Below are 23,344 nucleotides of genomic sequence, written 5' to 3'. Positions count from 1 at the left end.
GCTGCAGGTCCAGTGCGTCGGCCTGCTGCCACAGCGACGCCGCGCGTGCGCGCGCCCAGCGCGCTTTTCCGATGTCTGCTTTCGTCATGGGCCCAGAGTGAATGCGGGGCGTCGCACGGGGCGATACGGAGGCAACGCCGGCTGACTGCGCTGCTTTGCGCCGGTCGGGAGCGGTGCGCCGATGCCCAGCAGGACCGATCGGAAGTGATGGCCCCGCCATTTGGTATCGTGGGCGCCAGCTCTGCACACAATCCGAACCCCATGCCCCGCAAGCCCTCGAACACCCCCTCCGCATCGCCGCTGGACGTCCCTGCCATCGCGCCCCGTTCGGGAACCGCAACGGACAAGGCACTTCTCAGTGCAGCGACCAAGGAAGCCTACAAGCGCGTCAACTTGCTCCTGACCGCTTACTTCGAGGATTTCAGCCCTGCGCAGCAGCGCAGGATCCGCGAAGCGATCGGAGCGAACGCCCGTGCGAAGCCGCCTGGACGGGCCAAGGTTCCCAAGGCTCCCAAGGCTCAGAAGGAAGCCCTGACGCCCCGATTCTGGCTGCCCTTCAGTGGTGAGACGTGGTCTGGGCGAGGACGCCCACCGGCCGCGTTCCTCGCCTGGGAGGGAACCGTCGCCCATACCGAGTGGAAGAAGCACCACCCGGGCGAGCGATTCCCCACCTACCCAGCCTGAGTCCGGCGGCAAGATCGCAGGCGTTCCCCAGCGCCAGCGTCTTGCCCCGCCATCCACCCCTTCGCGCAGGCGCTGGACATGACCCCACTCGACAAAGCGATCCGTAGAGAACTGCAGGTCGGCGACGACACCTACACACTAACCATCGACCCGAGCGGGCTCAAGCTCGTGCTGAAAGGGCGGAGAAAGGGATTGGAGCTGCAGTGGACCGAGTTGGTCAACGGCGACGCCGCATTGGCTGCAGCGCTCCAGGCATCACTCGCCGCCAAGTGAATCCAGGCTGGCGATCAGATGGCGCGATTCTCGATCCATAGCGGATTGACGCTGGTTGGCCACGCGTCGCTGGAGAGTGGCGATCCTCCCGTGGGCGTTGCGTTCGGCCGGTTCGAGCCAACCGCTGGGTATCTGGCCATTCAAAACGAGTGCCGCACCAGTCACATCGACCATTCCGGCTTGAGACTTTCAGCAAAAACGGAATCGGGCATGGTTGTTCCATCCATGGCAATTGCCATTCTGGACGGCGCTGAAGCGTTCCTGCCTGATTGCATCGAGATAACCATCTTCGGCATTCCCAGCGCTTTTTATGAAGCGTTGTTTCCCGATCATGTGATCAAGTGCACCCACCCCCTAATTGCGCGCTGATGCAGGCGCTGGGTATCCACGGGACTGTCGACCTCGTGCGCAAGGCCGAGGTCCCCGGCGTGATCTCTGCTCGGTTCAACAGGACGTCGGCCGGATAGGACGTCGCGGGTCGGATTGACGGGTAACCGTTCGAGCCGCACAGGCCATCGAGGCAGAGCCTCAATGTCAGTAGAAATACTGAGCGGAAGACAGTGGATACGCGCTTGTCGCCTGTGTGGCCGGGAGACCACAGTGGCGTTGGACCTTCTCGGACCTCTGCACGCACGAACGTGGTGCATGGCGTGGGCCAAGCGCTGCCGGTTGCGCCCGCGAGTCGTCTCTCTCTTCACCCTGCCCCACCCAATCGAGCTCATGTCCATGCGCCCAATGCCTTGCGGTCCATTGCTTTTGATGACCACGGTCATGCTGCTTCCAGCATGCCAGCGGCAGGAACGTCAGCCGGAGGAAGCGAAACCGGCGCCGGTTCCGGCCACACAGCCTGTCCAGGCGACCGCCAGCGACCGCGAGCAGGCGGAGGCGCGAGCGATCGCCAAAGAGGCCTACATCTACGCGTTTGCGATGCTCGAAAACTACAACACCCTGTACAAGCAGGTGGCCTCTCCCACTGCTCCGGAATACGTCGGTGGCTTCGGGACATTCAGGCATTACTCGCAGCTCTATACACCCGACAACCATGACGTTGTGACCCCCAACAACGACACGCCCTATTCGTGGGCCTGGCTGGACCTGCGCGCTGAGCCCTGGGTGGTCACCGTTCCCAAGGTGCCCGAGGGACGCTACTACGTGCAACAGTGGGTCGACCTGTTCACATACAACTTCGCCTACATCGGCTCGCGTGCGACGGGTAACGACGCCGCCAGCTACTTGATTACCGGTCCCGGCTGGACGGGCGCAGCACCGAAAGGCATCAAGCAGGTATTTCCCTCGGAAACTGCCTTGGTGATGACGCTCACGCGCATCGCACTGAACGGCCCCGACGACATCGCCAACGTCAAGAAAGTGCAGGCGGGGATGAAGCTCCAGCCGCTCAGTGCCTATCTGAAAACCCAGTCTCCACCGGCAGCACCGGCGATCCGGTTCCCCCCCTATGATGCTGACAAGGTCCATTCGCACGACTTCATCGGCTACCTCAACTTCCTGCTTCAGTTCACTCAACCGCCGCATCCAAGTGAGACCGAGCTTATGCAGCGGTTCGCGACGATTGGCATCGGCCCCGGCCTTCCGTTCGATGCCAGGACGTTGCCCCCCGCCCGGTTGGCCGCGATCGATGCAGGCGTGGCAGATGCCAAGGCGGAAATGTCCGAGAAGGCCAAGACGATGCTTTCGTCCAACGGCCTGTTCGGCTCGCGCGCGTTCCTTGAAAACAACTACCTCACGCGCGCCATCGCGGCCGAGAAGGGTCTCTATGGGAATTCGATCGATGAGGCGTGGTATGGCGGCTACGAAGGCGACGGCAACAAGGCGTCACTGATCCATTTCAGCAAGGACGCGCTGCCGCCCGCCAGGTTCTTCTGGTCGGTCACGCTCTACACCCTGCCGGATCGCTTCCTCTACGCCAATGAGCTGAAGCGCTACTCCATTGGAGACCGGACCCCCGGGCTCAGGTATGACGCCGATGGAGGGCTGACCCTGTATGTCGGCCACGTTTCGCCTGGCAAGGAAAAGGAAAGCAACTGGCTGCCTGCCCCGGCCGGGCCCTACAGCGCGGTGGGACGCGTCTACGGCCCGAGCCCTGCTGCCATCGAAGGCAAGTGGAATCTGCCCCCGTTGCAACCGGCTGACACAGATACGCCGTGACTTCGCACGACCTATGTCGGCGAACCAGACCCCCCAGGAGAGACCACATGCGCGACCATCGAATTCCATCCGCTCCGGGGATCGGGATGCTCCTTGCCCTCGCCGGCTGCATGACACTCAGTGCCTGTAGCGAGCGAGCATCGTCCGACAAAGAGAGGGATACGGCCACCCCTGCGAGCCACTCGGCTCCGCCCGCGCAAGCGCCGGCAGACGCCTCGGCATTGGAGGAGGCGAAGACGACGGCCAGGGACGCCTATGTGTACGGTGTCCCGATGGTGGACACCTACAAGACCGTCTATGCGTTCAACGTCGACACCGCCAACCCGCAGTACAAGGGCCCGTTCAACTCCATTCTGAACATCGCCCGGGTGTTCACCCCCGACGACACCGCCTTCGTCACGCCCAACTCGGACACGCCCTACTCCTTCGCCATGCTGGATCTGCGCGCGGAGCCGGTCGTCATCACGGTGCCGAAGATGGCGAAGGACCGCTATTTCGTTTTCCAGCTGATGGATCTCTACACCTTCAATTTCGACTACATCGGCAGCCGCGCAACCGGGAATGACGGCGGCAGCTTTCTTATCGCCGGGCCGGCATGGAAGGGCGAGGCACCCAAAGGCATTACCAAGGTGATCCGGTCTGAAACCGATCTCGTCAGCGTGGTCGGGCGCACGCAGCTGTTCAACGCCGCGGACCTGGAGAACGTGAAGAAGATACAGGCCGGCTACAAGGTGCAGCCCTTGTCAGCGTTCGCGGGAACGCCAGCGCCGCCACCGGCCCCTGCCGTCGAATGGATCAAGCCAACGCCGCCTGCGCAGGACAGGACGTCGCTGGAGTTCTTCAACCAGCTGGCGTTCCTGCTGCAGTTCGCGCAGCCCCCGCATCCCAGCGAATCTGCCCTGCGTGCGCGTTTCGCCCGGTTGGGTATCGAGCCTGGCAAACCATTCGATGCCAACCGGCTGCCGCCGCCGATGCAGGCCGCGCTCAAGGAGGGTATGGCCGAGGGGCAGAAGCAGATCGATGACAGGCGCGCGTCGCTGGGAGGAAGGACCGATGCCCTGTTCGGCAACCGGGACTTCCTGAAGAACGACTACGTCGCCCGTGCCACCGGCACCCAGGTGGGCATCGGCGCGAACTCGCGCGAAGAGGCGATGTATCCGATTCTGGACAAGGATTCCGACGGCCAACCGCTGGACGGCAGCAAAGGCGCATACACGCTGCGCTTCGCCAAGGACCAATTGCCGCCCGTGGACGCGTTCTGGTCGGTCACCATGTATGGCTTGCCGCAGCAGTTGCTGGTCAAGAATCCGATCAACCGCTATCTCATCAACTCGCCGATGTTGCCGGGCTTGAAGAAAGATGCAGATGGCGGTTTGACGATTTACATCCAGGCCCAGTCACCTGGTAAGGAAAAGCAGGCCAATTGGCTGCCGGCACCCAGCGGGCCGTTCGTGATGTTCATGCGCTACTACCGTCCCAAGCCGGCGTTGCTGGATGGCCACTGGGAAACCCCCGCTGTGACCAGGACGCAAGGCAGCGATGGGCAATGACTGCGGTCCCAACGATCCCGTCGACCGCTCGCCCAGACCCGGCATACAGGCGAGCACCGCCTGGCGGCCCATGGGGATGCGCTGGACAGAGGGCCAGCGACCGGTTGGAGACTGAGTGACATTGAGGAGTATGCGTATGCGAGTGTTTCCTCGACGCGCCGCCTTCTCTCCACTCCGCCACACTCAATTGATCGTTTTCAAAATCACTGCATTATGCGCGAACAAGGAAAAGGCTTGGATCGGATCACACTTGATCCGATCCAAGCCTTTCAAACCGGTGCAGAAGGCCTGTTCGGCAGGTTTCCTCTCAATATTCCGTGGAACGGTTGGCGCATCGGCGCAGGGCACTGGTGGCCCGGTCGGTTGCCGGGCCTCTTTCGGCCGCTTGACTGCTATTGGTCTATCGACGAAGAATGACGGTCTTGGAGAGTGAGCACTACCTGACGCCGGTGACCGGAAGGACGTGCACAGCCACTGGCTGAAGCGGTCAAGCGACGGTCACGACACGTTGGCGGTGGAGGGTTCAACTGTCCAATCAATCGCCCGCTCAGGATGCCATCGGGCCACATCAACGCGAAGGAGTTCGTACTTGAAGCGTGTCAGTGGTTTAGGCGCACTACTTTGGCTTTCGTGTGTCAGCGCTGGCGCGCATGCCGAAGGAAACTGCCCCGCAGGTTTTTACCCGATTGGCGGACGCGCGACTGGAGGATGCGCTCCTATTCCGGGTAATGGCGGAGGACACCAGCAAGCATCCAAACCTCCAGCGCCTGTGTGGGAGGACCGCTGGGGTGCGATTGCAGGCGACAAGCCACAAGGCATTCTCGGTTTCTCGACCGGGTTCCCGAGTGAACCTGCCGCACAGCAAGCAGCGTTGGCTGACTGCGCGTCGAAAGGCGGCAGCAGCTGCAAGATCGAGAACTCCTACAAAAATGCGAAGAGGTCGACAGGAATTGCGTGGCTTCGTACAGTGCATGCAGTCCCCCGGTCCGCATCCGCTAGCTGAAAGCTTCAAACAAAAATAATTTTTCTTGACGCATTGTACGGACGGAACTCTCCCCGCATGAGAACAAAAACCAGACTTTTCACCCTCAGCCTTGCACTCATCATGTATGGATCGGGCGCGCAAGCGTATGAAAGCACCGCTCAGGTCATCAAACGTCAAGCGCCCGCAGGCATTAGCAATGTGTTCTATGGCTGCGTTGAAAAGGCGGAGTCAGACAACATCGCACTTGCTGCATGTCAATCTGCGGAGAAGAAGCGACAAGACGCGCGATTGAACGCTGCTTACAATTCGCTGCTCAGCAAGCAGCGTGGTACGGCCAAGGACACTCTGATCCGCGCCGAACGCGCCTGGCTCGATTTCCACAGCACCAGCAATGCCTTTGAGGCGTCACTCTATGGCAGCGAAACGGTGAGCAGCTTTCAAGTCATGCAGCGAGAAATTTTCCGTCTCTGCGAACGCGCCAATGTTCTGGAAGAGTACGTATCGATCGCAAACGATCGGTAGCCGCAACGTGTCATTCAATGGAACAGCCCAGCGCCCATCAGAGTGACAACGTCGCCAGCATCCCCCGACACCGGTACTCGCGATGTCAACTCGGTTGCCGGCGCCAATTATTTCGTTGTGGATCGCGGCGCCGAGGGATGCTCCTCCTCTTCTCACCTGTCCATCGCAGCTTGATCAGCCGGCAATCGAACCCGGCTTGCAGATCAACAGAGACTCGCTGGACAAATGACCGGCGGCCGGTCGCAGATCGGCTCAGGTGATGGGGGTGCACATGCGAGTGCTCTCTGCATGCTTCCCGCCTCCCGTCAAAATCAAGATTTTAATTTCAAATCAATGATTTAAGAGGCAGTGGCGGAGAGAGTGGGATTCGAACCCACGGAAGGTTTGACCCTTCGCCGGTTTTCAAGACCGGTGCCTTAAACCGCTCGGCCATCTCTCCGTATCGGAAACGCTGTCCGCGCCCCGCGTGCCCAGGTCATTGCCACCCGGGCATCCGGTCGGGGCGTCGCCCCTCCGGCATTGCTCCCCGGCACGGGCCGGGGGTCGCATTCTCGCATTTCAGGTGTGGTTTGCCCACCCGGCCGGTGTCGGGCTCAGCCCGCATCCACCGCCAACGCCCCCAGCGCACTGGCCTTGATCTTCTCCTTGGCCCGCTCGCACGCGCCACCGCAATCGAGGCGCGAGGCCTCCAGTTGCGGCGGCAGATGTTCGGCCAGGAAATCGATGAACACACGCACCGCCGGCAGCAGGCCGCGGCGCGAGGCGAACACGGCGTGGCACACGCCCTGCGGCAGCGACCATTCCGGCAGCACCACTTCCAGCTCGCCACTGCGCACGGCGTCGGCGCAGACGGTTTCGGGCAGCATGGTGATGCCGAAGCCGTCCTTGACCATGCTCTGCAGCAGCGGGAAGTCGAAACCGGCCACGCGCGGCTGCAGGTCCACCCGGCGCACCGCGCCTTCGGGGCCATGGAGTTCCCAGCGCTGGCGGGCTTCGTCCTCGCTGATGCTCAGGGTGACGTGGTTGGCCAGTTCGTCCGGGTCCTTGGGGCGGCCGGCGCGATCGAGGTATTTCGGGCTGGCCACCAGCAGTTCCTGCACCTGGCCGAAGCTGCGCATGACCAGGCTGCCGTCATCGTCCAACCGCGAGCGCACGCGCAGGGCGACGTCGTAGCCTTCATTGATGATGTCCACGCGGCGGTTGCTGATGTTCAGCTGCAGCCGCACCTTGGGGTACTGGGCCAGGAACTTGGGCAGCAGCTTGGGCAGTTGCATCTGCGCCAGCGACACCGGCACGCTGGCGCGCACCAGGCCGCGTGGCTCGGCGCTGAGCCGGTCCACCACTTCGCGCGCGGCCTGGGCCTCGGCGAGCATGGTCTGGGCGTGGCGGTGCACGCTGGTGCCGACGTCAGTCACCGCGAAGCGGCGCGTGGAGCGCTGCAGCAGGCGCACGCCCAGGTCGGTTTCGAGCTGGCTGATACGGCGACTCAGGCGGGATTTGGGAATGCCCAGCGCGCGCTCGGCGGCGGCGAAACCGCCGTGGTCGACCACCATGGCGAAGTAGTAGAGATCGTTGAGGTCTTGCATACCGAAGTTCCAGATATAGAACAATACGTGGTATTCAATCACCTTTATCCCAGTCAAGCAACAACCTAACCTGTTCTTCGTCGGCGGCGCCTTGCCCGCCCCTCCCCAGATAACAGGTGACTGCCATGAAGCTTCTTCACATCGATGCCAGCGTCCTTGGCGACAACTCGGTTTCCCGCCAGCTCTCGGCCGCCGTGGTCCAGCAGTGGCGCGACCAGGTGCCGGGCCTGGAAGTGACCTACCGCGACCTGGACGCCCAGCCTGTAGCGCACCTGCGCAGCAGCTCGTTTGCCCAGACCGACGCGGCTGAAGTAGCGGACGCGGCGCTGGTGCTGGAGCAGTTCCTGGCCGCCGACGTGGTGGTTATCGGCTCCCCAATGTACAACTTCAGCGTGGCCTCCACCCTCAAGGCGTGGATCGACCGACTGGCGGTGGCCGGCAAGACCTTCAAGTACACCGAAAACGGCCCGGTGGGCCTGGCCGGCGGCAAGCGGGTGATCGTGACCAGCAGCCGCGGCGGCCTGCACACCGGCGCCCCGACCGACTTCCAGGACCCCTATCTGCGCCAGGTGTTCGCATTCTTCGGCATCGACGACGTGGAATTCGTGCGCGCCGAGGGCATCGCCTATTCGCCGCAGCACCGCGCCGATGCCATCGCGCAGGCGCTGGCCGCGCTGCCGCAGCCGCGTGAGCTGGCTGCTGCCTAAGAGGTAACCCCACGCCACTCCCTCCCCCTCGTCGTGGTGGCGTGGTGCGCAGTGCCGGTTTTCTCTCCCTTGCCGGCGTTGCGCCTGATGGCCCCTTTTGGGGCCATCTTTTTTTCCGATGATGCAAGTGCGACGGCGATGCTGTGCGCCCGCCAGCGGCAGGCCTAGGCTGATGGGCTCACCGTGTTGGAGGGCCCGTCCATGCGCTACCTCGTGATTGCTCCGCACCGGAGCGCGTTTCCGCACCCGTTGGCGCTTGAGCGCGGGCAGGCACTGGAGGTGGGCGAGCGCTACCAGGGCACCGAAGCCTGGGACGATTGGTACCTGTGCAGGGTGCCCGGGCAGGCGCCAGGCTGGGTGCCGGCGCAGATGATCGGGCGCGATGCGCAGGGGCGCGCCTTCGCGCAGGAGGCGTACTGCGCACGCGAGCTGGACGTGGACCCGGACCAGGCGCTGCTGGGCAGGCGTGTGGTCAATGGCTGGGCGTGGTGTGTGCCGGCCGAAGGCGGGGTTGAAGGCTGGGTACCGCTGCGGGTGCTGCAGGCAATCAGTTAGCCCGCGTAGAGCCACCCCATGGGTGGCTGTTCGTGGTGCCCGAGCGAAATGCAGCCACGCATGGCGTGGCTCTACGAATCTCGACACCCCGGTTGCAGGATCACCGGTAGAGCCACCCCATGGGTGGCTGCACGTGGTGCCCGAACGGTACGCAGCCACGCATGGCGTGGCTCTACGATTTTCGGCACGGTTGCAGGATCGCCTGTAGAGCCACCCCATGGGTGGCTGCACGCGGCACCCGAACGACACGCGGTGCCCAGCCGGTGCCCCAAAAAAAAACCCGCCTTCCGGCGGGTTTTCGTGAATCAGGCGATGGTGTCCAGGCCGCCCATGTAGGGCTTGAGCGCGTCCGGCACGGTGATGCTGCCGTCGGCGTTCTGGTAGTTCTCCATCACCGCGATCATCGCGCGGCCCACGGCCACGCCGGAGCCGTTGAGGGTGTGCAGCAGTTCGGGCTTGCTGGTCTCCGGGTTGCGCCAGCGGGCCTGCATGCGGCGGGCCTGGAAATCGCCACAGTTGGAGCACGAGGAGATCTCGCGGTAGGTGTCCTGCGAGGGCAGCCACACTTCCAGGTCGTAGGTCTTCACTGCCGAGAAGCCCATGTCGCCGGTGCACAGCAGCACCTTGCGGTACGGCAGGCCGAGCTTCTCCAGCACCACTTCAGCGCAGCGGGTCATGCGCTGGTGTTCGTCGTCGCTCTGCGCCGGGGTGCAGGCGGCCACCAGCTCCACCTTCTCGAACTGGTGCTGGCGGATCATGCCGCGCACGTCGCGACCGCCGCTGCCGGCTTCGGCGCGGAAGCACAGCGAGTGGGCAGTCATGCGTAGCGGCAGTTGGTCGGCGTCGATGATGTCATCGCGCACGATGTTGGTCAGCGGCACTTCCGAGGTGGGGATCAGGTAGCGCGTGGACTCGCCCACCGCGGTCTTGAACAGGTCGTCCTCGAACTTGGGCAGCTGGCTGGTGCCGCGCAGCGAGTCGGCGTTCACCAGCGCCGGCACGTTGGTTTCTTCGTAGCCGTGCTCGCCGGTGTGCAGGTCGAGCATGAACTGCGCCAGCGCGCGGTGCAGGCGGGCGATCGGGCCGCGCAGCACGGTGAAGCGCGAGCCGGACAGCTTGGCGGCGGTCTCACCGTCCAGCCAGCGGTTGCGGGCGCCCAGCTCGACGTGGTCGAGCACGGGGAAGTCGAACGTGCGCGGGGTGCCCCAGCGCTTCTGCTCCACGTTCTCGGTCTCGTCCTTGCCGGCCGGCACGTCGTCGGCCGGCAGGTTCGGGATGCCCAGGGCGATGGCTTCGATCTTGTCGCGCAGTTCGTCCAGCGCCACTTCCGAGGCCTTCAGCTCGTCGGCGAAGGCGGCCACTTCGGCCATGATCGCCGAGACGTCTTCGCCCTTGGCCTTGGCCTGCCCAATGGCCTTGGAACGGCTGTTGCGCAGGCTCTGCAACTCCTGGGTCCGCACTTGGATGCGCTTGCGATCGGCCTCCAGCGACTCCAGCCCGGACACATCCAGCTCGAAACCGCGCGAGGTGCGCAGGCGTTCGGCAAGGTCGGCGGGGTGTTGGCGAAGCAGGGCTGGATCAAGCATGGCGGTGGCAGGTGGGTTCGGGTACGGAGGGGGATTATCGCCTGTTACGCGGATTTCTGCCGCCCACGGGCGGCCATGTACCCCTCAGTCATTGCCGGCGTGGCAGAATCGGGCTGTTCACAACGGTATGGCTCATGTCCGCTTCCCGCTCTACGTCTGGCAAGAACATCACCTTCCACCTGCCCCGCCGCAGCCTGATGATCGCCGGTATCGCCTTCGGCGTCGGCATCGCGCTGTTCCTGGTGGTGTGGCTGAGCAGCCGCAACGACGAGTTCTACAAGGCCGGCCCGGCAGCCACCCCGCAGCAGGTGGCCGAGATAGAGCCGCTGCCCGAGCCACTCCCGGCCGCCGCCGGCTCCAGCGACATGCCCGATGCCAAGGCCCCCCCGGCGGGCGAGGACACGCCGCAGCTGGTGGAAACCGCGCCGCCGGCACCGCCGGCCGCCGCGCCGGCACCGGTAGCCGAGGCTGCCCCGGCAGCCGCCGCGGGCGGTGACCGCCCGCAACCGATCGCCGAGCAGTCGCCGCCGCCCTCCTACCCGCCCGCTGCATTGCGCCGGGGCGACTCCGGCAGCGTGGTGGTGCGCGTGGACGTGGATGCCACCGGCTATCCGTCCAACGTGACGATCATCCAGCGCAGCGGTTCACGCGATCTTGACCGCGCGGCCGCCGAGGCGGTGCGCCGCTGGCGCTTCCATCCGGCACAGAGCAATGGCCAGCCGGTGCCGGGCAGCATTGAAGTGCCGTTCGACTTCAAGCCGCAGTAACGCCCGCTTCGCCCGGCCCTCACGTGGGCCGGTTGGGCAAGGGCTCATCAAGCTGAACCTCGTCGGGAATGCAGTCGCCGCGTTGACGTTGCGCTGACACACCGGCAACCGTGCACGGGCAAGACTGCGGCTGTCACAACGACACCAGGAGTCAGCCATGAGTGTTACCCATGCCCAGGACATGCACGCTTCGCCGCACAACCAGCGCGACGTGACCGATGAACCCGCCCGCCGTGGCACTTCGCCGTGGTTGTGGATGGCGCTGATCGTGGCGATGTTTGCCGCCGCGCTGGTCTGGTTGCGCTACGCCAACCCCGATGACACCAGCACGGCGCCCGTCGGCGAGCGCATGCTGCCGGCGACCGAGACCCCGGTTGCCACGACGGCTCCGGCCCCGGCCGCACGCCAGGCCGCACCGGCCAATATCGCCCAGCGCAAGGCCACCCCGGTGGTACGCAACCGCGAGGCGCGCCCGTTGGCCAGCAACACCAAGCCGACCTACCCCGCCTCTGCGCTGCGCAATGGCGTGCAGGGCAGCGTGGTGGCCAGCTTGAACGTGGACCCGCGTGGCCACGTGACCGACGCCAGCATCGTGCAGCGTACCGGTTCGCGTGATCGCGATCTGGACCGTTCGGTGCTCAACACCGTGCGTGAGTGGCAGTTCGAGCCGGCCATGAACAATGGTCGTGCCGTGGCCAGCGTGGTGCGGGTGCCGGTGGATTTCCGCACCGAGCGTTAAGCGGGTGCGTTGAGGCGTAACGAAAAGGGAGGCCGTTGGCCTCCCTTTTTCGTTGTGGATCGCATAGGGCTGCTCAGGATGCGCATTCAGCGCGCACCGGCAATGCACTGCGCACCGGTGATGCATCACGAACCGGCAATGCATAACGCATCGGTAGTGCCGGGCCATGCTCGGCAAGCAGGTGTGCAGGCAACAAAGCGCAAGGGCAAAGGAGCAGAAGCGGAAGAGCAGCCGAGCACGGCTCGGCTCTACCGGTTGGGTCGAGTGGCCAGGTTGAGGGTGGATCCGCGTGGCGACGTGACTGACGCCAGCATCGTGCAGCGCACCCGCAATGCATCACGCATCGGTAGTGCCGAGCCATGCTCGGCAAGCAGGTGTGCAGGAAACAAAGCGCAAGGGCAAAGGAGCAGAAGCGGAAGAGCAGCCGAGCATGGCTCGGCTCTACCGGTTGGGTCGGGGGGCAGCTTGAGGGTGGATCCGCGTGGCGACGTGACTGACGCCAGCATCGTGCAGCGCACCCGCAATGCATCACGCATCGGTAGTGCCGAGCCATGCTCGGCAGCCAGGTGTGCAGGAAACAAAGCGCAGGGGCAAAGGAGCAGAAGCGGAAGCGGAAGCAGGAGCAGGAGCAGAGCAGGAGCAGAGCAGGAGCAAAAGCGAAAAGCAGCCGAGCATGGCTCGGCTCTACCGGGCTTTCTCCCCTGTCAGCCTTGGCGCAGCCCGAATCCTGCACCCGTGGCCAGCCCGTCGAAATCCGGGAACGAGGTGGCCACGTTGGCGATGTCATTCACCCGGACCTCGCCGCTGCTGAGCTGGCCGGCAATGGCGAACGCCATGGCGATGCGGTGGTCGCCGTGGCTTTCGATGGTGCCGCTGCCCAGTACCGCGCCGCCATGGATGGTGGCGCCGTCGTCGGTTTCGTCCACCTGCACGCCCAGCGTGCGCAGGCCGGTAGCCATGGCCGCGAGGCGGTCGGATTCCTTGACGCGCAGTTCGGCCGCGCCGCGTACCACGGTGTTGCCCTGCGCGGCCGCGGCCGCGACGAACAGCGCCGGGAACTCGTCGATCATGTCCGGCACCAGCGCTTCGGGAATCTCCGCGCCATGCAGCGGGGCGTAACGCACCACCAGATCGGCGACTGCTTCACCGCCCTGCTCGGCATGGTTCTCTTCGCTGATGTCCGCGCCCATCAGCCGCAGCGCGGCCAACAGGCCGGTGCGGCGCGGGTTGAGGCCCACCGCGCGCAGGCGCAATTCGGAACCGGGAATGATGCTGGCAGCCACCAGGAAGAACGCGGCGGACGAGAAATCGGCCGGCACCACGATGTCGGTGGCGCGCAGGCGCTGGCCGCCACGCAGGCGGGCCTTGCCGGGCGAAAACGCGATGTCCACGCCGAAGGCGCGCAGCATGCGCTCGCTGTAGTCGCGGGTGGGGTGCGGCTCGCTGACCGAGGTCTCGCCATCTGCATACAGGCCGGCCAGCAGCACGGCCGATTTGACCTGCGCGCTGGCCACCGGCGAGGCGAATTCGATGCCGGTGAGCGACTGGCCGCCGTGCACGCGCAGCGGCGGGGTGCCATCGGCGTCGGTATCGATCTTCGCGCCCATCAGCGCCAGCGGCCCGGTGACCCGGCGCATCGGCCGGCGCGACAGCGATTCGTCGCCCACCATGACGCTGTCGAACGGCTGCGCGGCCAGCAGGCCGGCGAGCAGGCGCATGCCGGTGCCGGCATTGCCGCAGTCCAGCGGTGCGCTCGGCGCCTTCAGGCCGTCCACGCCCACGCCATGCACCACGCGCTGCGACGGCGACGGGGTATCGATGCGCACGCCCATCTGGGCAAAGATGGCGGCGGTGGCGCGGGTGTCTTCGCCTTCCAGGAAGCCGTCGATGTGCGAGACGCCATCGGCCAGCGCGGCGAACATCACCGAGCGGTGCGAGACGGACTTGTCGCCGGGAATGGTCAGGCTGCCCTGCAGGGGCTGGCCCTTGTGGGCGATCCAGTACGGTGAAGCAGTCATCGGGAATCCTAAGGGGCGGGCCGCCGCGGCGGCGATGCAACGGTGTGCGGGAGTGGCCTCGGCACCCGCGGGTGCGCCGGGCCGGGCGTAGCGCGCAACGCGGCTACGCCACCGGGATCACGGGATGGCGACCGGATAGGAGCCAAGGATCTTGATCTGCGCCGAGTGCGCCTTGAGTTCGGCCAGCGCGGCCTGCATGGCCTCGTCTTCGACATGGCCGGCCAGGTCGATGAAGAAGCCGTACTCCCACTTGGCGTTGTGCGAGGGGCGCGACTCGATGCGGTTCATGCTGATGCCGTGGCGGGCGAACGGGCTGAGCACGTCGAACAGCGCACCGGGCTTGTCATGGATGAACACCAGCACCGAGGTGCGGTCGTGGCCGGAACTGGGGAAGATGTTGCGGCCGACCACCAGGAAGCGCGTGGTGTTGTCCGCATCGTTCTGGATCGGCTTGGTCACCACCTTCTTCAGACCGTACACGTGCCCGGCGCTCTCACCGCCGATGGCGGCGGCGTCGTCGGCATTGCGCGCGCGGCGGGCGCCTTCGGCATTGCTGGAGACCGGGATCTTCTCGGCCTTGGGCAGGTGCGCGCGCAGCCACGAGGAGGTCTGCATGAACGACTGCGGGTGGCCGTAGACGCGCTCGACATCTTCCAGCCGGCCACTGCGCGACATCAGGTACTGCTGCACGCGCAGTTCCACTTCGCCGCAGATCTTCAGGTTGGAGGTGAGGAACATGTCCAGGGTGATCTGGATGGTGCCCTGCCCCGAGTTTTCCACGGGCACCACGCCGAAATCGGCGTTGCCCGCTTCCACTTCCTGGAACACCTCTTCGATGCTGGCCAGCGGCAGGCCCAGCGCCGAGCGGCCGAAGTGCTTGAGCACGGCCTGCTGGCTGAAGGTGCCTTCCGGGCCGAGGTAGCCGATCTTCAACGGCTCCTGCTGGGCCAGGCAGGCCGACATGATTTCGCGGTACACATGGACCAGCACTTCGTCGCTGAGCGGGCCTTCGTTGCGGTCCACCACCATGCGCAGCACCTGCGCTTCGCGCTCGGGGCGGTAGTAATCCACGGCGGCGGCGAGCTTGCCCTTGGCCTTGCCGACCTGGTGGGCGAAATTGGCGCGCTCGGCGATCAGCGCCTGGATGCTGCGGTCGATGTGGTCGATCTTGGCGCGCACGTCCGACAGCACCGGCGCGGCATCGGGCTTGACCGCAGGCGTGGCGTCCGGCGTGGCCTTGGCGGCGGCCTGGGTCTTGGTCGGCGCGGGCTTGGCAGTCTTGGCCTTGGCGACGGGCTTGGCGGGTTGTTTGGCCATCAGGGGATTCCAGGTGCAGTGGGGCGGCATGCGCCCCGGTCGAAACGAATGACTCAGCCGTGGCGCTGCTGGAAGTCGGCCATGAAGGCGGCGAGCGCCTGCGCGCCTTCCACCGGCAGGGCGTTGTACAGCGAGGCACGGATGCCACCAACCGCGGCGTGGCCCTTCAGCGCGAGCAGGCCGGCGGCCTTGGACTCGCTGACGAACCGCGCGTTGAGGGTGTCATCGGGCAGGAAGAACGGGATGTTCATGCGCGAGCGCGCAGCCGGCACCACCTCATTGCGGTAGAAGCCGCCGGAGCCGTCGATGGCGCCGTAGACCAGCGCGGCCTTGGCGGCGTTGCGGCGGGCGAACTCCTCCACGCCGCCTTCGGCCAGCATCCACTGGAACACCAGCCCGGCCAGGTACCAGTTCCAGGTGGGCGGGGTGTTGAGCATGGAATCGCGGCCCACGTGCGAGCGGTAATCGAAGATGTCCGCGCGCGGCTGGCCGCTGCGCGCGAGCAGGTCGCGGCGCACGATCACCACCGACACGCCGACCGGGCCGAGGTTCTTCTGCGCGCCGGCGTAGATCAGGCCGTATTTGCTCACATCCAGCGGCTCGCTGGCGATGGAGGAGCTGAAATCGGCGAACAACGGCACCTGGCCCACGTCCGGGGTGTCACGGAACTCGACGCCGTGGATGGTCTCGTTGGCGGTGATGTGCACGTAGGCGGCATCGGTCGAGAGCTGCCAGGTGTCGCGCGCGGGGATGTCGTGGAAGCCGTTGGCTTCGCTGCTGGCGGCGATGTGGACGTTGACGTAGGGCGTGACCTGCTTGATCGCGGTCTTGCCCCAGTGCCCGGTGAGCACGTAGTCCACGGTCTGGCCGGGCTGGGCGAAGTTGAGCGCGAGCAGGGCCTGCTGGGTGGTGGCGCCACCGGCCAGGAACAGCACGGCGTAGTCATCGGGGATGCCGATCAGGCGGCGCAGGTCGGCGTCGGCCTGGGCGGCGACGGCCATGAACTCCGGGCCACGGTGGCTCATTTCGACAATGGAGGCGCCCGCGCCGTTCCATTCCAACATCTCTTCCTGCGCCTTGCGCAGGACCGATTCCGGCAGGGTTGCAGGGCCGGCACTGAAATTGAACGCGCGCGTCATGTCACACCTATGGGGCAAGACCCCTAGTATGCCGCAGCGCACCAGGCTTTAGGCCTTGCAGGACCGGGCGAATTTGGTTGCAAACGAATCTATCCTCGGCCCGGTACTGCAGGCCGTTGGCCCGCCACACGCCCCCTGGGTCGGGGGTGCGATGTCGCTTATCGCGCGCCGAACCAGAGCAGGCCGCTGATCACCGCCGCCAGCAGCAGCGCGCTGGCCAGCAGCCACGGCCAGCGGCGCACCCGCCTCGGCTTGACCGGTGCAGTGACCGGGGTGGGCAGGTCGAGCAGGTCGTCCTCGTCCTCGCTGACGATGCGCACGCGGCTGTCATGCGGCACTTCCAGCACGAAGCGGTGCTGGGTGTCGAAGACCAGCTGGTCGCCCGCCTGCAGCCAGCAATGGCGTACGGCCACGCCGTTGACCCGGGTCGACTCGCCGGCGCCGAGGTCGCGCAGCAGGACGCGGTCGCCGTGCAGCTCCAGACGCGCGTGCTGGGCGGCGAAGGCCGGGTCGTCGATGACGATGTCGGCCTCGGGGCTGCTGCCCACCAGGCGCGGCCGGTCCAGGGTGAAGCTGCGGCCGTGGTGCTGACCGCCGAGCCCGCGCAGCAGGCGCTGCTCGTCGCTGCCGTCGTCGTTGCGCGCGGGCGCCTGAGCCAGCGCCTCGCACTCGCCCTGGATGACCATCTCCACGCCGTCGGCGTACACCGCGTCGCCGGCGCGCAGCATGGCCATGCGCCGCACCGGGCGACCGTTGACGTGGATGCCGCGGATGCCATTGGCGACCTGCAGCCAGAGGCCACGGTCGTCCAGGCAGAACTGGGCCAGCAACAGGTTGCCGACCGCATCACTGCTGAGCCGGACGCTGCCCGAGGCGTGTCGCACGATGCGTTGCACCCCGGGCCGCAGGGGCTGGTCGGGGTGTTGGCGATGGGTGAAGTGAACTAGCAGGTTCTGCACGCGGCGCAAGCCTAGCAGGTTGGATGTCATCGAAGAAGAAGTGTGACGCAGACCTTGGAGTTGCGCGCGAGGATGCGCACAATGCACGCCCTTCCCGCAGCGGCCCGCCAGGAGCCCTCCATGTCCAACATCGATATCCGCCACGCCCATGCCCTGCCCGCCGACGGCGCGCGCCAGGCGATCGAAGAGGTGGCGGCCAAGCTCTCCGAGCGCTTCGGCCTGCAGAGCAGCTGGGTCGGCGACGTGCTGAACTTCAACGGTTCCGGCGTGGACGGGGCCATCGAGCTGCAGCCGGGTGCGGTGCGGGTGACCGCCAAGCTGGGCTTCCTGCTGTCGGCGATGAAGGGCATGGTGGAAAGCGAGATCCAGCGCGTGCTGCAGGAAAAGCTCGGCTGAACGGTGCCGCGGGCGCCGATCGCGCCGGCGCGCGCCATCACATCGCGCAAAGCTGGCGCTGATTAGCATCGGGGTGTCCACACACAGGATCCCCCCGATGACCGCACACGACGACTTCGACGACCGCGATACCCGCAGCCCCGACGACAAGCCCTCGCTGCAGGAACAGGCCGAGCGCTTCTCGCGCAAGCTGACCGGCTCGGCCCAACAGGTGTGGCTGGCCGGGCTGGGCGCCTTCGGTCGCGCCCAGGCCGAGGGCAGCCGCGTCTTCGATACCCTGGTGCGCGAAGGCGAAACCATCGAGGCCCGCAACCGGGAACAGACCGGCGATGCACCGCGCTGGCGCGACAATGTCGAGGAACACCTGGGCGAGGCCCGCGAAAAGGCGGCCGGCACCTGGGACAAGGTGGAGAAGGCCTTCGACGAGCGGGTCCAGGGCGTGCTCAAGCGCCTGAACATCCCCACCGCCGAGGACGTGGCCGCGCTCAATGCCCGGATCGATGCCCTCAACGCCCGGGTGAACCGCGCCGAAGCGCGCAATGCCTCGCCCAATGCGGACCCGGCCCCGGGCACGCACCAGGCCCCCGGCGGCGCCTGACCCGCCGCGCACCCGCTCCATATCGATTGTTGCAAAGCAGCACAACTTTGTTGACAATCGAAATCGACCCGCCAATCGCTGTTGCGCCGTTTGTTCCCTCCCCTCACGGCTATGGATTGGCGGGTTTTTTGTGGCCGCTCGCCGGCAAAGTGAGACATCCGTCACCGGCTGCGATGACAGCCCGGCTGCAACTGCCGTAATGCGGCCCCGCAGACGCCCACAAGCGCATATAAACTGTCACTTGCACCCTCGCGTTCAACCCTAGCGCCTCATGTTCTCTTGGATTCTCGCTTTACTGTTGGCCCTCATCGTCTGGACGCTCTGCGCCGCCTGGTTCTGGCTGGTCAAGCGCCGCCGCAAGGAGACCCGGCTGGGTCTGAACGCCCTGGCGGGCATGCACTGGCGCGACTTCTCCGAGATCGTGCGGCGCGCCATGCGCGAACAACGTGGGCTGCAGGATGTGCCCGGCGAGGTGGACGACAGCCGCGAGCCGCGCAGCGATTTCCTGATGCACGATGACCAGCACCGCTGGCTGGTGTCGTGCAAGCATGGCCGCGCCTACCGGATCGGTACGGCGGCAGTCAACGAACTGGGCGCGGCCGCGCGCCTGGCCGGGGCCCGCGGCGGCATCCTGATCACCGAGGGCATGGTCGAGCGCGATGGCCGCGTGGCCGCCGAGAAGCAAGGCGTGGAAGTGCTCGACGGCCACCTGCTGTGGCCCCTGCTGCAGCCTTACCTGCCCGGCGACATGGAAGCGCGGGTCAAGAACGCCGCCCGCCGCGAGGCCATCCGCCGCATCTCGATCGCCGCACTGGGCTCGCTGACGCTGGGCCTGCTGGTGGGCATGGGCTACCTGACCTCGCGCTTGGAACGCCAGCCGCCCGCCGCCCCGGCTGTCGAGGCGAGCACCCCCGCGCCGCCGGACACGGCCCCCGCTCCCGTGGCAGCGACCGAACCGGCCACGGCCGCGCCGGTGGCAGCGGTCGCCACGCCGGCCACCGCGCCGACGCGCCCTGCCCCGGGCATTCTGGGCGATGAGCCCGATCCGGACCCGGCCACGCTGGCGCGGTATCAGAAGGAACTTACCCGCACCCTGGCCACCCAACCCGGCGTGGTGAGCGCGTTCTGGCTGACCCGGCAGACCCTGGCGGTGAACCGCAGCGACGAGATCGACACGATCTGGCCGCGGGTCTGCACCGAGGTGAAGCGCTATCCGGCGCTGCGCACGGTGCGCATCCAGCTCAATCCGCGCCCGGGCGTGGACGAGCCGGTGCGTTGGCGGCAGTGCGCGACGCTGTGATCGTTGGCGGGTAGCGCAGCCGGCCCGAGGCCGGCACCGCCCGGATTGAGGCGGCCGACGGCCGGTTTTAGCGCGCGCCGGGGGCGAACCTGGCGACCAGGTCCCAGGCATCGCCCAGGAACATCTGGCGCACGCAGGTGATGGGCTGCTCGCCGCGCCAGGTGAGGCGGTCGATCACCAGGCAGGCGGTGCCGGGCTTCACCTCCAGCAGGGCGGCGGCGGCGTCATCGGCGCCCCAGGCACTGATGCGGTGCTGGGCGCGCGTCCACGAGACGTTCTGCAACAGCCAGCTGCCCGGCGCGGTGGTGTCGAAATCCACCTCCAGCACCTCCGGCACGCCAACCGGGCTGATCAGCCGGTGCTCCAGCGCGAACGGGCGGCCATCGGCGCGATGCAGGCAGCGGATCGCCAGCAGCTTCTCGCCCCCGGACAGCGCCATTTCGTCCTCGGCCTGCGCACGCGGGCGCCGGTAGGCGCGCTCCAGCAACTGGTAACCGTAGGTGTGCCCGCGCGCGCCGACTGCCATGGCGATGTCGGGGATTTCCAGCGCCACCTGCTCCAGGTGCGGCGGCTGCCGGGCCACGAACGAGCCCGCGCGGCGGCGGCGCTCGATCATCCCGCTCTCGGCCAGTGCGGTCAGCACCTTGTTCACGGTCATCCGCGAACAGCCGTACTGCTCCATCAGTTCGTGCTCGTACGGGATCCGGAACCCGGGCGGCCACTGCCCGCTGAGGATGCGGCTTTCCAGGTCGGCGCGGATGCGCTGGTTGAGGGTTTCTGCTTTCTTGCCCGTCACTCGGGAGTCCTGGATGGGTGCGACCGGCACTCAGCCGGCCGACAACAACGTGCGCAATGCGTGGGCGAAACGGGCGGCCACCGCGTCACGCTGCAGGTGACGGCCCTGATGGACCAGCTGGCGCCCCTGGCGCCACACCGAACGCACTGCACCATTACGTGCGGCGAACACCCAGCTGTCAAGCAAGGCATCGCCGTCGCGGGCGATCAGCGCCGGATGGCCGGGATCCAGCTCGACCACGTCGGCTGGCGCGCCCACCTGCAGCCCGGTGGCCACGCCCAGCGCCTGGCCGGCGCCATGCAGCGACTGTTCGAACAACCAGCGGCCGCTGGACTGGCCGGTGCCCGGGGCCAGCACGTTGCGCCCGCGCAACTGCAGGCGCTGCCCGTACTCGAGCAGGCGCAGCTCTTCGGCCGCGTCGATGAGCACGTTGGAATCGGAGCCCACGCCGAAGCGGCCACCGGCCCGCGCGAAGGCCTGCATCGGGAACAGCCCGTCGCCCAGGTTGGCCTCGGTGATCGGGCAGAGCCCGACCACGGCCTGGCTGGCCAGGATGCGCTGCACCTCGTAGTCATCCACGTGGGTGGCGTGCACCAGGCACCAGCGCTCGTCGACGGCAGCGTGCTCGTACAACCAGCGCACCGGACGCAGGCCGCTCCAGGCCACGCAAGCGTCCACTTCACGGGTCTGTTCGGCGATATGGATGTGGACCGGGCCGGTGGTGAGCGGCAGCAGGGCGGCCAGCTCATCACCGGTAACCGCCCGCAGGCTGTGCGGGGCGATGCCGAGCACCGCGTCATCAATGCCTGCCAGTGCGCGGGAGCAGCCCCGCAGCAGGTCGGCAAAGCCATCCACGTCGTGGATGAGGCGGCGCTGGGCCGGGTTGGGCGGCGCACCGCCGAAATCGGCATGCGCGTAGAACACCGGCAGCAGCGTGAGGCCGATGCCGCTGCCGTGCGCGGCGGCGGCGAGGCGCTCGGCCATCTCGGCCCGGTTGACATAGGGCGCGCCGTCCGGCGCGTGGTGCAGGTAGTGGAACTCGCCGACCCGGGTGAACCCGGATTCGAGCATCTCCACGTAGGCCTGCTCGGCGATGGCCTGCACCGCCTCGGGCTGCAGGTGGGCCAGGAACCGGTACATCAGCTCGCGCCAGCTCCAGAAGCTGTCGCCGCTGTTGCCGCCGATCTCGGTGAGCCCGGCCATGCCGCGCTGGAAGGCGTGGCTGTGCAGGTTGCCCAGGCCCGGCAGGGCGATGGCCAGGGCGGTGTCGCCAGGCTGCGCGGCAACACCCGCGGTGACCTCGCTGAGCGTGCCGCCGGCGCAGGTGATGCGCACATCGCGGGCCCAGCCCTGCGGCAACAGCGCATGGGCGGCGTGGAAAACAAGCGGCGGATTGGCCGAAGCGGCGGGGCTGGCTGGCATCACTGGACATCCCGGAAGTGGCGCCTATATTGTATAGACATATACGCCGACGTGGTTGCTGCCATGCACTGTGACACCCTCTGGTACCACGCCCACCTGATCACCGTCGATGGCCCCGGCCTGGGCCTGATCGAGAACGGCGTGCTTGCCGCGACCGATGGCCGCATCGTGCACGTGGGCGCGGCCGGTTCCGAGGCGCACCTGCAGCCGGCCCGGCGCATCGATTGCGGTGGGCGCTGGATCAGCCCGGGCCTGGTCGACTGCCACACCCACCTGGTCTATGCAGGCAACCGCGCCGGTGAGTTCGAGCAGCGCCTGCAGGGGGTGAGCTACGCCGACATCGCCCGTGCCGGCGGCGGCATCGTCTCCACGGTGCGGGCCACGCGCGCTGCCAGCGAAGCCGACTTGATCGCGGCCAGCCTGCCGCGCCTGGACGCGATGCTCGCCGAGGGCATCACCACCCTGGAAATCAAATCCGGCTACGGCCTGAGCCTGGAGGATGAAACCAAGCAGCTGCGCGTGGCGCGCGAACTGGGCCGGCTGCGTGCGGTGGAGATCGTGCCGACCTTCCTGGGTGCGCACGCGATTCCGCCCGGCCGCCAGGCACAGGACTACATCGACGAGGTCTGCAACGTGATGATCCCGGCGGTGGCCGCGCAGGGCCTGGCCGAGGCCGTGGACGTGTTCTGCGAGAACATCGCCTTCAGCGCGGTGCAGGCCGAGCAGGTGTTCGTGGCGGCACGCCGGCACGGCCTGGCGATCAAGATCCACGCCGAGCAGCTGAGCAACCAGCATGGCGCGGCGCTGGCTGCACGCCACGGCGCGCTGTCGGCCGACCATGTCGAACACCTCGATGCCGACGGCATCGCGGCGATGGCGGCCGCCGGCACGGTGGCGGTGCTGCTGCCGGGCGCCTTCTATTTCACCCGCGACACCACCCTGCCCCCGATCGCCGCCCTGCGCGCGGCCGGGGTGCCACTGGCCCTGGCCACCGATTCCAACCCGGGCACCTCGCCACTGACCAGCCCGCTGCTGGCGATGAACATGGCCGCCACCCTGTTCCGCATGACGGTGGACGAATGCATCGCCGGCTTCACCCGCGAAGCGGCGCGCGCGCTGGGCCGCCACGAGCGCGTGGGCCGGCTGGCGACCGGCCTGGATTGCAACCTGGCCCTGTGGGACATCGAGGCGCCTGCCGACCTGGTGTACCGCATGGGCTTGAACCCCCTGCACGCGCGCGTGATGCGCGGCGTTTCCGTCTGATCTTTGTGATGTCTGG

The 23,344-nt window shown here is 66.8% G+C and carries 24 protein-coding genes and 1 tRNA gene; 16 read left to right on the top strand and 9 right to left on the bottom strand.

Features of this window, described 5'->3' with window-relative positions; genetic code table 11:
* Positions 1-261: 261 nt before the first annotated feature.
* From AC06FD_RS04345 to AC06FD_RS04310, 8 genes are all read left to right on the top strand, one after another.
* The gene (locus AC06FD_RS04345; protein WP_478077061.1) at positions 262-684 is read left to right on the top strand and encodes a hypothetical protein; all 423 of its coding nucleotides are present in this window, start codon (positions 262-264) and stop codon (positions 682-684) included.
* A gap of 78 nt (positions 685-762) precedes the next feature.
* Positions 763-957: a hypothetical protein gene (locus AC06FD_RS04340; protein WP_259203111.1), complete on the top strand. Its 195-nt coding sequence runs from the start codon at positions 763-765 to the stop codon at positions 955-957.
* A gap of 18 nt (positions 958-975) precedes the next feature.
* The gene (locus tag AC06FD_RS04335) at positions 976-1,326 is read left to right on the top strand and encodes a hypothetical protein (protein WP_478077060.1); all 351 of its coding nucleotides are present in this window, start codon (positions 976-978) and stop codon (positions 1,324-1,326) included.
* Between the two features lie 276 nt (positions 1,327-1,602).
* Positions 1,603-3,123 (top strand): DUF1254 domain-containing protein, encoded by a 1,521-nt coding sequence (locus tag AC06FD_RS04330; protein WP_478077059.1) that lies wholly within the window; start codon positions 1,603-1,605, stop codon positions 3,121-3,123.
* Positions 3,124-3,170: 47 nt separating this feature from the next.
* Positions 3,171-4,673, top strand: coding sequence for a DUF1254 domain-containing protein (locus AC06FD_RS04325; RefSeq protein WP_478077058.1), 1,503 nt, complete (start codon positions 3,171-3,173; stop codon positions 4,671-4,673).
* Positions 4,674-4,886: 213 nt separating this feature from the next.
* Entirely contained in the window at positions 4,887-5,090 is a 204-nt protein-coding gene (locus AC06FD_RS04320) for a hypothetical protein (protein ID WP_478077057.1), read from the top strand.
* 46 nt (positions 5,091-5,136) lie between these two features.
* Positions 5,137-5,676, top strand: a complete 540-nt coding sequence (locus AC06FD_RS04315; RefSeq protein ID WP_478077056.1) for a DUF4189 domain-containing protein — start codon at positions 5,137-5,139, stop codon at positions 5,674-5,676.
* A 57-nt stretch (positions 5,677-5,733) separates the two neighbouring features.
* Positions 5,734-6,180, top strand: a complete 447-nt coding sequence (locus tag AC06FD_RS04310; RefSeq protein ID WP_259203117.1) for a lysozyme inhibitor LprI family protein — start codon at positions 5,734-5,736, stop codon at positions 6,178-6,180.
* 349 nt (positions 6,181-6,529) lie between these two features.
* Here AC06FD_RS04310 and AC06FD_RS04305 read toward each other — a convergent pair.
* Both AC06FD_RS04305 and AC06FD_RS04300 read right to left on the bottom strand, forming a co-directional pair.
* A tRNA-Ser gene (locus AC06FD_RS04305) sits at positions 6,530-6,619 on the bottom strand.
* 154 nt (positions 6,620-6,773) lie between these two features.
* On the bottom strand, positions 6,774-7,766 hold the full coding sequence (locus AC06FD_RS04300) for a LysR substrate-binding domain-containing protein (RefSeq protein WP_256774489.1): 993 nt from the start codon (positions 7,764-7,766) through the stop codon (positions 6,774-6,776).
* Positions 7,767-7,891: 125 nt separating this feature from the next.
* Here AC06FD_RS04300 and AC06FD_RS04295 point away from each other — a divergent pair, with 125 nt between their 5' ends.
* Both AC06FD_RS04295 and AC06FD_RS04290 read left to right on the top strand, forming a co-directional pair.
* Positions 7,892-8,473, top strand: coding sequence for an FMN-dependent NADH-azoreductase (locus tag AC06FD_RS04295; protein WP_478077055.1), 582 nt, complete (start codon positions 7,892-7,894; stop codon positions 8,471-8,473).
* A gap of 201 nt (positions 8,474-8,674) precedes the next feature.
* Positions 8,675-9,028, top strand: coding sequence for an SH3 domain-containing protein (locus AC06FD_RS04290; protein ID WP_478077054.1), 354 nt, complete (start codon positions 8,675-8,677; stop codon positions 9,026-9,028).
* A 305-nt stretch (positions 9,029-9,333) separates the two neighbouring features.
* On the opposite strand, the gene serS is transcribed toward AC06FD_RS04290, so the two are convergent.
* On the bottom strand, positions 9,334-10,614 hold the full coding sequence (serS, locus tag AC06FD_RS04285) for a serine--tRNA ligase (protein WP_478077053.1): 1,281 nt from the start codon (positions 10,612-10,614) through the stop codon (positions 9,334-9,336).
* A gap of 134 nt (positions 10,615-10,748) precedes the next feature.
* Between serS and AC06FD_RS04280 the strand changes: the two genes are divergently transcribed.
* On the top strand, positions 10,749-11,381 hold the full coding sequence (locus AC06FD_RS04280) for an energy transducer TonB (RefSeq protein WP_478077052.1): 633 nt from the start codon (positions 10,749-10,751) through the stop codon (positions 11,379-11,381).
* A gap of 157 nt (positions 11,382-11,538) precedes the next feature.
* A complete protein-coding gene (locus AC06FD_RS04275; protein ID WP_478077051.1) occupies positions 11,539-12,120 on the top strand; it encodes an energy transducer TonB in 582 nt (193 codons plus the stop codon).
* Between the two features lie 704 nt (positions 12,121-12,824).
* Here the strand turns inward: AC06FD_RS04275 and aroA are convergent.
* The 4 genes from aroA to AC06FD_RS04255 form a co-directional block, all read right to left on the bottom strand.
* Positions 12,825-14,138, bottom strand: a complete 1,314-nt coding sequence (gene aroA, locus AC06FD_RS04270; protein ID WP_449335311.1) for a 3-phosphoshikimate 1-carboxyvinyltransferase — start codon at positions 14,136-14,138, stop codon at positions 12,825-12,827.
* A gap of 117 nt (positions 14,139-14,255) precedes the next feature.
* On the bottom strand, positions 14,256-15,455 hold the full coding sequence (gene pheA / locus AC06FD_RS04265) for a prephenate dehydratase (protein WP_259203128.1): 1,200 nt from the start codon (positions 15,453-15,455) through the stop codon (positions 14,256-14,258).
* A 53-nt stretch (positions 15,456-15,508) separates the two neighbouring features.
* The gene (gene serC / locus AC06FD_RS04260; RefSeq protein ID WP_478077050.1) at positions 15,509-16,594 is read right to left on the bottom strand and encodes a 3-phosphoserine/phosphohydroxythreonine transaminase; all 1,086 of its coding nucleotides are present in this window, start codon (positions 16,592-16,594) and stop codon (positions 15,509-15,511) included.
* A gap of 158 nt (positions 16,595-16,752) precedes the next feature.
* Positions 16,753-17,553: an FHA domain-containing protein gene (locus AC06FD_RS04255; protein ID WP_478077049.1), complete on the bottom strand. Its 801-nt coding sequence runs from the start codon at positions 17,551-17,553 to the stop codon at positions 16,753-16,755.
* A 120-nt stretch (positions 17,554-17,673) separates the two neighbouring features.
* Here AC06FD_RS04255 and AC06FD_RS04250 point away from each other — a divergent pair, with 120 nt between their 5' ends.
* The 3 genes from AC06FD_RS04250 to AC06FD_RS04240 all read left to right on the top strand — a co-directional run bounded on the left by AC06FD_RS04250 (position 17,674) and on the right by AC06FD_RS04240 (position 19,847).
* Entirely contained in the window at positions 17,674-17,949 is a 276-nt protein-coding gene (locus AC06FD_RS04250) for a polyhydroxyalkanoic acid system family protein (protein WP_259203130.1), read from the top strand.
* Positions 17,950-18,046: 97 nt separating this feature from the next.
* Entirely contained in the window at positions 18,047-18,547 is a 501-nt protein-coding gene (locus AC06FD_RS04245) for a phasin family protein (RefSeq protein WP_259203131.1), read from the top strand.
* 271 nt (positions 18,548-18,818) lie between these two features.
* Entirely contained in the window at positions 18,819-19,847 is a 1,029-nt protein-coding gene (locus tag AC06FD_RS04240; RefSeq protein ID WP_394163374.1) for a restriction endonuclease, read from the top strand.
* 67 nt (positions 19,848-19,914) lie between these two features.
* Here the strand turns inward: AC06FD_RS04240 and hutC are convergent, their stop codons facing one another.
* Positions 19,915-20,643, bottom strand: a complete 729-nt coding sequence (gene hutC, locus AC06FD_RS04235; RefSeq protein ID WP_259203134.1) for a histidine utilization repressor — start codon at positions 20,641-20,643, stop codon at positions 19,915-19,917.
* A gap of 30 nt (positions 20,644-20,673) precedes the next feature.
* Complete coding sequence (locus AC06FD_RS04230; RefSeq protein WP_478077048.1) at positions 20,674-22,065, bottom strand: formimidoylglutamate deiminase; 1,392 nt, start codon at positions 22,063-22,065, stop codon at positions 20,674-20,676.
* Positions 22,066-22,128: 63 nt separating this feature from the next.
* Between AC06FD_RS04230 and hutI the strand changes: the two genes are divergently transcribed.
* Positions 22,129-23,328 carry an imidazolonepropionase gene (gene hutI / locus AC06FD_RS04225; RefSeq protein ID WP_478077047.1) on the top strand — a complete coding sequence of 400 codons (1,200 nt, stop codon included), beginning with the start codon at positions 22,129-22,131 and terminating at the stop codon, positions 23,326-23,328.
* Positions 23,329-23,344 lie beyond the last annotated feature (16 nt).

Source organism: Stenotrophomonas sp. Steno-Z1 (assembly GCF_056393175.1).
The sequence above is the reverse complement of the archived record's forward strand: the minus strand, read 5'-3'. Positions and strand labels throughout refer to the sequence as shown.

Bases quoted from the DNA above. Each gene is read 5' to 3' on its own strand.
- AC06FD_RS04345 (WP_478077061.1), top strand. From the start codon at position 262: ATGCCCCGCAAGCCCTCGAACACCCCCTCCGCATCGCCGCTGGACGTC.
- AC06FD_RS04340 (WP_259203111.1), top strand. From the start codon at position 763: ATGACCCCACTCGACAAAGCGATCCGTAGAGAACTGCAGGTCGGCGAC.
- AC06FD_RS04335 (WP_478077060.1), top strand. From the start codon at position 976: ATGGCGCGATTCTCGATCCATAGCGGATTGACGCTGGTTGGCCACGCG.
- AC06FD_RS04330 (WP_478077059.1), top strand. From the start codon at position 1,603: ATGGCGTGGGCCAAGCGCTGCCGGTTGCGCCCGCGAGTCGTCTCTCTC.
- AC06FD_RS04325 (WP_478077058.1), top strand. From the start codon at position 3,171: ATGCGCGACCATCGAATTCCATCCGCTCCGGGGATCGGGATGCTCCTT.
- AC06FD_RS04320 (WP_478077057.1), top strand. From the start codon at position 4,887: ATGCGCGAACAAGGAAAAGGCTTGGATCGGATCACACTTGATCCGATC.
- AC06FD_RS04310 (WP_259203117.1), top strand. From the start codon at position 5,734: ATGAGAACAAAAACCAGACTTTTCACCCTCAGCCTTGCACTCATCATG.
- AC06FD_RS04300 (WP_256774489.1), bottom strand. From the start codon at position 7,766: ATGCAAGACCTCAACGATCTCTACTACTTCGCCATGGTGGTCGACCAC.
- AC06FD_RS04295 (WP_478077055.1), top strand. From the start codon at position 7,892: ATGAAGCTTCTTCACATCGATGCCAGCGTCCTTGGCGACAACTCGGTT.
- AC06FD_RS04290 (WP_478077054.1), top strand. From the start codon at position 8,675: ATGCGCTACCTCGTGATTGCTCCGCACCGGAGCGCGTTTCCGCACCCG.
- serS (WP_478077053.1), bottom strand. From the start codon at position 10,614: ATGCTTGATCCAGCCCTGCTTCGCCAACACCCCGCCGACCTTGCCGAA.
- AC06FD_RS04280 (WP_478077052.1), top strand. From the start codon at position 10,749: ATGTCCGCTTCCCGCTCTACGTCTGGCAAGAACATCACCTTCCACCTG.
- AC06FD_RS04275 (WP_478077051.1), top strand. From the start codon at position 11,539: ATGAGTGTTACCCATGCCCAGGACATGCACGCTTCGCCGCACAACCAG.
- aroA (WP_449335311.1), bottom strand. From the start codon at position 14,138: ATGACTGCTTCACCGTACTGGATCGCCCACAAGGGCCAGCCCCTGCAG.
- pheA (WP_259203128.1), bottom strand. From the start codon at position 15,455: ATGGCCAAACAACCCGCCAAGCCCGTCGCCAAGGCCAAGACTGCCAAG.
- serC (WP_478077050.1), bottom strand. From the start codon at position 16,594: ATGACGCGCGCGTTCAATTTCAGTGCCGGCCCTGCAACCCTGCCGGAA.
- AC06FD_RS04250 (WP_259203130.1), top strand. From the start codon at position 17,674: ATGTCCAACATCGATATCCGCCACGCCCATGCCCTGCCCGCCGACGGC.
- AC06FD_RS04245 (WP_259203131.1), top strand. From the start codon at position 18,047: ATGACCGCACACGACGACTTCGACGACCGCGATACCCGCAGCCCCGAC.
- AC06FD_RS04240 (WP_394163374.1), top strand. From the start codon at position 18,819: ATGTTCTCTTGGATTCTCGCTTTACTGTTGGCCCTCATCGTCTGGACG.
- AC06FD_RS04230 (WP_478077048.1), bottom strand. From the start codon at position 22,065: ATGCCAGCCAGCCCCGCCGCTTCGGCCAATCCGCCGCTTGTTTTCCAC.
- hutI (WP_478077047.1), top strand. From the start codon at position 22,129: ATGCACTGTGACACCCTCTGGTACCACGCCCACCTGATCACCGTCGAT.